Source organism: Bradyrhizobium sp. WSM4874 (genome assembly GCF_055811835.1).
Map to the genome: position 1 here is coordinate 1 of NZ_JBVVPR010000026.1, position 7607 is coordinate 7607.

Sequence of the window (7607 nt, forward strand, 5' to 3'; positions counted from 1 at the left end):
CCCCGGGCCCACCCCCCCCCCCCACCCCCACCCCGGCGCCGGGGGGCGGTGCCACCCCGCCGCGGGCGCGCCAGGGTGGAGCTCCTCCTGCCGGCGCACCCGCTGCCGGAACTCCGCCGACCCAGCCGCAGGCAGGTGCCCCGCCCCAGCCACCGGCTCCCCCCGCCGGCGCTGCGGCACCGAGCACCGTCCCGGGCTCCGCCGCCGCAACGCCTCCGCCCAACAGGGCGCAATACGCGCCGCCGACGGTTGCGCCGGCCTTCCGAACCGCGCCGACGGTCGCAGCACCGCTGCCGCCAGCACCGCGTCCGCCGCAGCGTGACCTCACGCCGCTCGCGATCGGTGCTGGCGTGGTGGCCGGCGCCGTGATTGGAGCCACGATCGCCGACCTCCACAATCAGCGGCGCGAATCCGTCGAAGGCGGTCGCACCGTCTACACCGAGCCGGACCGCATCATCATCCGCGATCCCGGTGGGCAGACCTACGTCCGCGGCAACGATCTCTATCGCTTCCGCTACGGCGCCCGCGACATCCGCACCGAGACTGTCGGCGCCGATACCCGCACCGTGGTGATCCGTCCCGACGGCAGCGAGATCATTACTGTTGTCGGTCCGGACGGTCGGCTGCTGCGGCGAATTCGCAGGGATTCTCGCGGCCGCGAGCTCATCATCATCGACAACAGCTACCGCGATCCGCAGTCGGTCGGCGGCTTCTATGTCGACGCGCCGCCGCCGGTCGTGAACATTCCCTACGACCGCTATATCGTCGATGCCCAGGAGGCGTCGCCGGACGTGATCTACCAGACCATGCGGGCACCGCCGGTGCAGCGGATCGATCGGCGTTATACGCTCGACGAAATCCGCTACAGCCCCAATGTTCGCATGCAGATGCCCAGCATCGACGTCAACTCGATCACCTTCGAGACGGGGTCGTGGACGATCCCACCGGATCAGGCGGCGAAACTGCAAGTGATCGCCGACGGTCTCAATCAGGCGATCCAAGCCAACCCGCGTGCGGTGTTCCTGATCGAGGGACACACTGACGCGGTCGGCAACGACGTCGACAATCTGTCATTGTCGGATCGTCGCGCGCAGTCCGCGGCCGAATTGCTGACACAGCAATTCAGTGTGCCGGCTGAGAACCTGACCTCGCAGGGCTATGGCGAGCAGTACCTGAAGGAGCAGACGCAAGGGCCGAGCGCGATCAACCGTCGCGTCACCGTCCGCAACATCACGCCGCTGCTCAACGGTGGGCAGGCTTCGCTGCCGCCGCCCCCTCCCGGCACCGCGCCGCCGCGGTAGCCGCACCCATAAATGCAAAATGGCCGGGAGCAATCCCGGCCATTTTTGTTTTCGTCATTGCGAGACGCGAAGCGACGAAGCAAATCCAGACTATCGCTGCGGAAAGATTCTGGATTGCTTCGCTTCGCTCGCAATGACGAATGAGGCAGCAATCCCTGAGCGCATCAGCTCTTGTCGCTCTCCAGCCGGAAGATCTGCGAGCCTTCGCTGCCCGAGAGCAGGCCCGTGTCGCTGTAGAGCTTCAGCTTGGCGCGGGTGTCGTTGATGTCGAGGTTGCGCATGGTGAGCTGACCGATGCGATCGGCCGGCGTGAACGCCGCGTCCTCGACCTTCTCCATGCTGAGCCGCTCCGGCGCATAGGTCAGGTTCGGGCTTTCCGTGTTGAGGATCGAGTAGTCGTTGCCACGGCGCAACTCGAGCGAGACTTCGCCGGTGACGGCGCGGGCCACCCAGCGCTGCGCGGTCTCGCGCAGCATCAGGGCCTGCGAATCGAACCAGCGGCCCTGATAGAGCAGGCGACCGAGACGCATGCCGCTGATGCGGTACTGTTCGATGGTGTCCTCGTTGTGGATGCCGGTAACGAGGCGCTCATAGGCGATGTGCAGCAGCGCCATGCCGGGCGCTTCATAGATGCCGCGGCTCTTGGCCTCGATGATGCGGTTCTCGATCTGGTCGCTCATGCCGAGGCCGTGGCGGCCGCCGATCGCGTTGGCTTCGAGGAACAGCGCGACGGGATCAGAGAAGGTCTGGCCGTTCAGCGCGACCGGCTGGCCTTCCTCGAAACGCACCACGACCTTCTCGGCCTTGACGCTGCAGTCGTCACGCCAGAATGGCACGCCCATGATCGGGTTGACGATCTTGATGCCGCTGTCGAGGCTCTCGAGATCCTTGGCCTCGTGCGTCGCGCCGAGCAGATTGCTGTCGGTCGAATAGGCCTTCTCGGCACTCATCTTGTAGGCAAAGCCCTGCGCCGTCATGAACGCCGACATCTCGGCGCGGCCACCGAGCTCATCGATGAACTGCTGGTCGAGCCAGGGCTTGTAGATGCGCAGGCCCGGATTGGTCAGCAGGCCGTAGCGATAGAAGCGCTCGATGTCGTTGCCCTTGAAGGTCGAGCCGTCGCCCCAGATGTTGACGCCGTCCTCCTTCATCGCCGCGACCAGCATCGTGCCGGTGACGGCGCGCCCCAATGGCGTAGTGTTGAAATAGGTGATGCCGCCGGTGGAGATATGGAAGGCGCCGGACTGGATCGCGGCGATGCCTTCATGGACGAGCTGCGTGCGGCAATCGACCAGCAGCGCTTTCTCCGCCCCGAACTCCATCGCCTTGCGCGGAATCTCATTGTAGTCGGCTTCGTCGGGCTGACCGAGATTGGCGGTATAGGCGTAGCAGCGCGCGCCCTTCTGCTTCATCCAGAGCAGCGCCGCGCTGGTATCGAGGCCGCCCGAAAAAGCGATGCCGACTTTCTCACCCTTGGGCAGGCTTTTCAGGATCGTGGTCATGGGGCTTCCAATCGGTCTCGAAGGGCTGATGTCGTTTCACGGCTTGACCGCGCGAATATCAAATTTCGCGGGGCTCGGCACCCCTTTAATGGCTCAAACGGACGGCTCGGCACTCGTCTTGCGGCCGAACAGGCGCTGGCGAAGCCGGTAGGCGGGCATGTTCAGCCGGGTCAGGGCGGCATCGACCGCCTCGTCCGAAAACCGGGTCCGCGGCCAGCGGTAGATCAGCGCGTAGGCAAACCAGATCACGACGAAGGTGACGAGGCCGGCGATCGACACGTCGGTGAAGAAGTGGCCGCCAAAGGCCATCCGCAGCCCGCTGGTCACGAGGCCGAACACCACGGCTCCGGCATAAGCGAGCGGCCGCCACGGCGGCGGTGCCAGTGCGGCGGGCGCCAGCGTCCAGAACGCGGTCGCGCCCTCACCCGAAAAGAACGAGCAGTTGCGCGCGCAGCCACCGCGCGGATCCCACCACGGCACGAATTGCTGATCGCCGGCAAACTGCGTCACGACCACCGGGCGCGGCCGGCCCCAATAGGTCTTGAAGGCGAGATTGGTGAGGATGCCGGCCGACATGATGATCGTGACCAGCAAGAAGACGATCGCGCGCCCGGATACCATCAGCGGGCGGTCGGGCCGGACCATCTTGACCACAAGCGCGACCAGCGCAGGCAGCACGAACGCCCACGCAACCCACATCGCGGCATCGCGCGCGAAGCTCGCCCAATCGTTCAGCTTGAGCGGAAACGTCTTCGTCGCGGGGTCGAAGAACAGCGCGGCGAGCTTGAGATCGAGCTCGGGATAGAGGCCGAAAACGACGCCGATCACGAGCCACAGCGCCAGGGCGATGAAGAGTCCAGTCCGGTTCATGGCGCGCGGTTTAGCCGAGTGGGAAGGGGATGAAAACCCTTGGGACCGTCATTCCGGGGCGGTGCGCAGCACCGAACCCGGAATCTCGAGATTCCCCGGTGCGCAATTGCGCACCTGTGGTCTGGTCCTTCGGACCATCCCGGAATGACGGCGCAAGCTACCGCGCATCCGGTCTTGAATTCGACGGCAGTGGCGGAGGCGGATTGCGCGGCAGCGGCGGATTGCGCCAAGCGCCGGCATTGCGGCCGGCGATCAGCCAGTAGACGACACCGGCGACAATGCCCGCGCCGGTCATGATCTCCAGGTGCCGCCGCACGATGCCTTCGAATTGCAGCGTGTCGGAATGAAACGGGACCAGGCCGAGATAGCAGGCGAGCCCCACGACGCCGCCGCCCACGGCATAGGCGAGCGCGCTGCGGATGTAGAGCGCCTCGGTGATCGCGACGATCACCGCCGTCGGCACCAGCGCAAAACCGGAGACGAAGATGAAGCCGAACCCGAGCACGATATCGATCGTGCCCTGGTCGACGGGACCGGCGCCGAGATCGGCGAACTCCGGAAACAACAGCGCGACAACGACGATCATGCCGCCGATGAAGCAGGCGGCCAGAAAGCCGATGAAGATGACGATGAGGCGGCCGATCAGGGACATGACGTCACCCTCGCCGTCATTGCGAGCGTAGCGAAGCAATCCAGTCTGCCTCTGCGGAAAGACTCTGGATTGCTTCGCTGCGCTCGCAATGACGAGGATGCGAGAGCACGTGCGCGCATCAGCTCAGTCCGTCATCGCCATGGCGCGTAGCGTCTGGCGTTCCCTGGCGGAGAGTTTTTCGGTTTCCGACTTGAGCTGGCCGCAGGCGGCGAGGATGTCGCGGCCGCGCGGCGTGCGCACCGGCGAGGAGTAGCCGGCGTTGAAGACGTACTCCGAGAATTTTTCGATCTGGTCCCAGTCCGAGCATTCATAGGCGGTGCCGGGCCAGGGGTTGAACGGGATAAGATTGATCTTGGCGTGAATGCCCTTGAGCATCTTCACCAGCAGCTTGGCATCGTCGAGCGAATCGTTGACGCCCTTGAGCATCACATATTCGAAGGTAATGCGCCGCGCGTTCGAGGCGCCGGGATAGTCGCGGCAGGCCTGCAGCAATTCCTTGATCGGATATTTGCGGTTGAGCGGCACCAGCTCGTTGCGCAGCTCGTCGCGCACCGCATGCAGCGAGATCGCGAGCATCACGCCGATCTCCTCGCCCGCGCGCACAATGTTCGGCACCACGCCCGAGGTCGACAGCGTGATGCGGCGGCGGGAGATGCCGATGCCTTCGTTGTCGCCGACGATGAGCAGCGCGTCGCGCACCGCGTCGAAATTGTAGAGCGGCTCGCCCATACCCATCATCACGATGTTGGTGACGCGACGCGTGCCGTCTTCGCGATCGGCCCAGTCGTTCAGACGATCGCGTGCGACCATCACCTGACCCACGATCTCGCCGGCGGTGAGGTTGCGCACCAGGCGCTGCGTGCCGGTGTGACAGAAGGAGCAGTTCAGCGTGCAGCCGACCTGAGAGGACACACACAGCGTGCCGCGATCGGTTTCGGGGATGTAGACGCACTCGACTTCATGCGCCCGCTCGACATTGTCGCCGCTCGGCAGCCGCAGCAGCCATTTGCGCGTGCCGTCATTGGAGATCTGCTCGGCCACGACTTCGGGCCGGTCGACGGTGAAATGTTGCGCGAGATCGGCGCGAATGCCCTTCGAGACCGACGTCATCTCTTCGAAATTCTGGGCGCCACGGAAATACATCCAGTGCCACAGCTGCTGCACGCGCATCTTGCGTTGCGCCGGTGCAACGCCGATCTCGCCGAGGCGATCGGCAAGCTCGGTGCGCGACAGGCCAATCAGCGAGGGTTTCGCCGGCGGCACATAGGTTTCGAGCGGAGTCTTCTCCACCAGTGTTGCGTTGTGCGGCTCGGTCATCGATTGCCTGAGATTGCTGCTGCTGTCTCGTCATGCCCGGGCTTGTCCCGGGCATCCACGTTCTTGTCCGCCCGTAGCCAGCGCGTGGATGGCCGGGACAAGCCCGGCCATGACGGCTGTACCTTTGGAATAGCCCCTATATAGCAACCGGAACCGCCGATTGCGACCTTATCGACCGCAGCCTTAACGCCTGCAATCCTGGGAGATCCGGTCAAGCGCCTGGGCGAGGCCCTTCAGCGAAAAAGTGTCGGTCGTCTCGGTCCCCTTGGACGAGACGCCCTTGACCACGAGATCGGCGGATTTGCGCATGGCCTCGACCATCCGCTCTTCCTCGGCCGCGTTCTTGATCCAGAGACCGTCGCCTTGCGAGTACATGGCGAAAGCGGCGCCGCCGACCTCGACCGAGGATTCAGAGCCCGGCTTCAGCGCGTAGCCGATCATGACCGAGACTTCGTTGTTGACCTTCTCCGCCGGGCGGGTGGAGACGAAGGCATAGGCAGGATCGCGCGGCCGATTCGGCGGGTTGGTCTTCGATGAAGACGGCTTGGCCAGCGCGAAGCAGACCTTTTTGCCATTGGGTGCGGCCGAATAGGCGCCCCAGGTGCCGAACTGACCGATCAGGGTCGGCTCGGCGCCGCCCGCAACCGTCGCGTGCGGGACCGTCGGCTTGCTCTCGGGCTTTGCAGCCGTCTTTCCGGTCGTATTGGCCGCCGGCGCAGCCGATTTCGGGGCGGATTCTTTCGGTGCAGTTTTGGGCGCAGGTTGCGCCGTCTGCGCCCGCGCGGAATCAGTGATTCCACAGGCCGCCACGCCCGCCATCAAAGCTAAAATCAGCACCCGCCACATGCTGGAGTGGTTCCCTCAATATTGTGACTGGAAGATGGCCCGGCCGCGCGTTGTCCCCGAGCAGGGATAGCCGGGAAAGTCCAATTTGGGAAGGCAGTTAGCGAAGGGCCGCGGCGACTAGGCCCTGGATCGTGCCGCGCGCTGCTCCGCCCATTGCGCATCGGTCCAGCGCAACAGATCCTCGGCGCCGGAGCTGCGCAAATGCGCGCCACCGTCGATCACCACCATCTCCCCGTTGATGTAGCCGGCACGGTCGGAGACCAGGAAGCTGGCGAGGTCGGCAAGCTCGCCGTGCTCGCCCGCGCGTCCCATCGGGTTGCGCGCGGCCCACTCTTCGTTGCGACCCTCGGGGCGGAGCTGACCCGAGGCGCCCGCGGTCGGGAACGGTCCCGGCGCGATCGCGACGGTGCGGATGCCCTTCGGGCCCCATTCCACGGCGAGACTCTTGGTCATCGCCAACAAGGCCGACTTCGCCATCGCCGACGGCACAGTGAAGGCGCGGCCGGTGATGGTCGAGGTCGAGAGGATCGAGAGCACGACGCCGTCATGATTGACGTCGATCCAGCGCTTGCCGGCGGCAAGCGTGCAATACATCGCACCATGCAACGTCGGCGCGAGGATCGCATCCGCGGCGCGGAATGAGAGATGCTCGCTCTGCGCAATGAAAGTTGCAGCCGCATTGTTGACGAGAATATCAAGCGGCGCCTCGCGCCAGACGGCGTCCATCATCGCTTCGACGGCGGTGCCATCGCGGATATCGCAGGCGATCGTCGTGACCTTGCCGCCGGTCTCTTTGCGCATCTCGCTCGCCGCCGCCTCGAGCCGATCGAGTTTGCGGCCGCAGATCACGAGCTCGGCGCCGAGCGCGAGGAAGCGGTGCGCCATCGCAGCACCGAGACCCGAACCGCCACCGGTGACGAGGATTCGCTTGTCCTTGAGCAGGCCTGTTTCAAACATGGTTTGAATCCTCCCTTTCTTTCTTCCCGTCATTGCGAGCGCAGCGAAGCAATCCAGAGTCTTTCCGCGGTGGCGGTTTTTGTTTTGTTTGGGGGGCGGGGAATTGGGAGTGGGTTTGGGCGGATTTTATTTTAGAAAAAAAAAACGGATTTTTGGGGCGGG

At 64.8% G+C, this 7607-nt stretch carries 7 protein-coding genes; 1 reads left to right on the forward strand and 6 read right to left on the reverse strand.

The features are described from left to right. A partial coding sequence (locus tag AC0L3P_RS24500; protein WP_473305770.1) for an OmpA family protein occupies positions 1-1301 on the forward strand: 1301 nt, incomplete at its 5' end. A 164-nt stretch (positions 1302-1465) separates the two neighbouring features. Here AC0L3P_RS24500 and argG read toward each other — a convergent pair. From argG to AC0L3P_RS24530, 6 genes are all read right to left on the reverse strand, one after another. Further along, entirely contained in the window at positions 1466-2803 is a 1338-nt protein-coding gene (gene argG, locus AC0L3P_RS24505; RefSeq protein ID WP_354209702.1) for an argininosuccinate synthase, read from the reverse strand. A 93-nt stretch (positions 2804-2896) separates the two neighbouring features. Next, a complete protein-coding gene (locus tag AC0L3P_RS24510; protein ID WP_275169131.1) occupies positions 2897-3673 on the reverse strand; it encodes a phosphatase PAP2 family protein in 777 nt (258 codons plus the stop codon). 157 nt (positions 3674-3830) lie between these two features. Further along, entirely contained in the window at positions 3831-4325 is a 495-nt protein-coding gene (locus AC0L3P_RS24515; RefSeq protein ID WP_473305941.1) for a hypothetical protein, read from the reverse strand. Positions 4326-4448: 123 nt separating this feature from the next. Further along, complete coding sequence (gene rlmN, locus AC0L3P_RS24520; protein WP_473265613.1) at positions 4449-5642, reverse strand: dual-specificity RNA methyltransferase RlmN; 1194 nt, start codon at positions 5640-5642, stop codon at positions 4449-4451. 183 nt (positions 5643-5825) lie between these two features. Further along, positions 5826-6488, reverse strand: a complete 663-nt coding sequence (locus AC0L3P_RS24525; RefSeq protein ID WP_473305773.1) for an invasion associated locus B family protein — start codon at positions 6486-6488, stop codon at positions 5826-5828. A gap of 117 nt (positions 6489-6605) precedes the next feature. Continuing rightward, a complete protein-coding gene (locus AC0L3P_RS24530) occupies positions 6606-7445 on the reverse strand; it encodes an SDR family oxidoreductase (RefSeq protein ID WP_473305776.1) in 840 nt (279 codons plus the stop codon). Between the last annotated feature and the right edge of the window lie 162 nt (positions 7446-7607).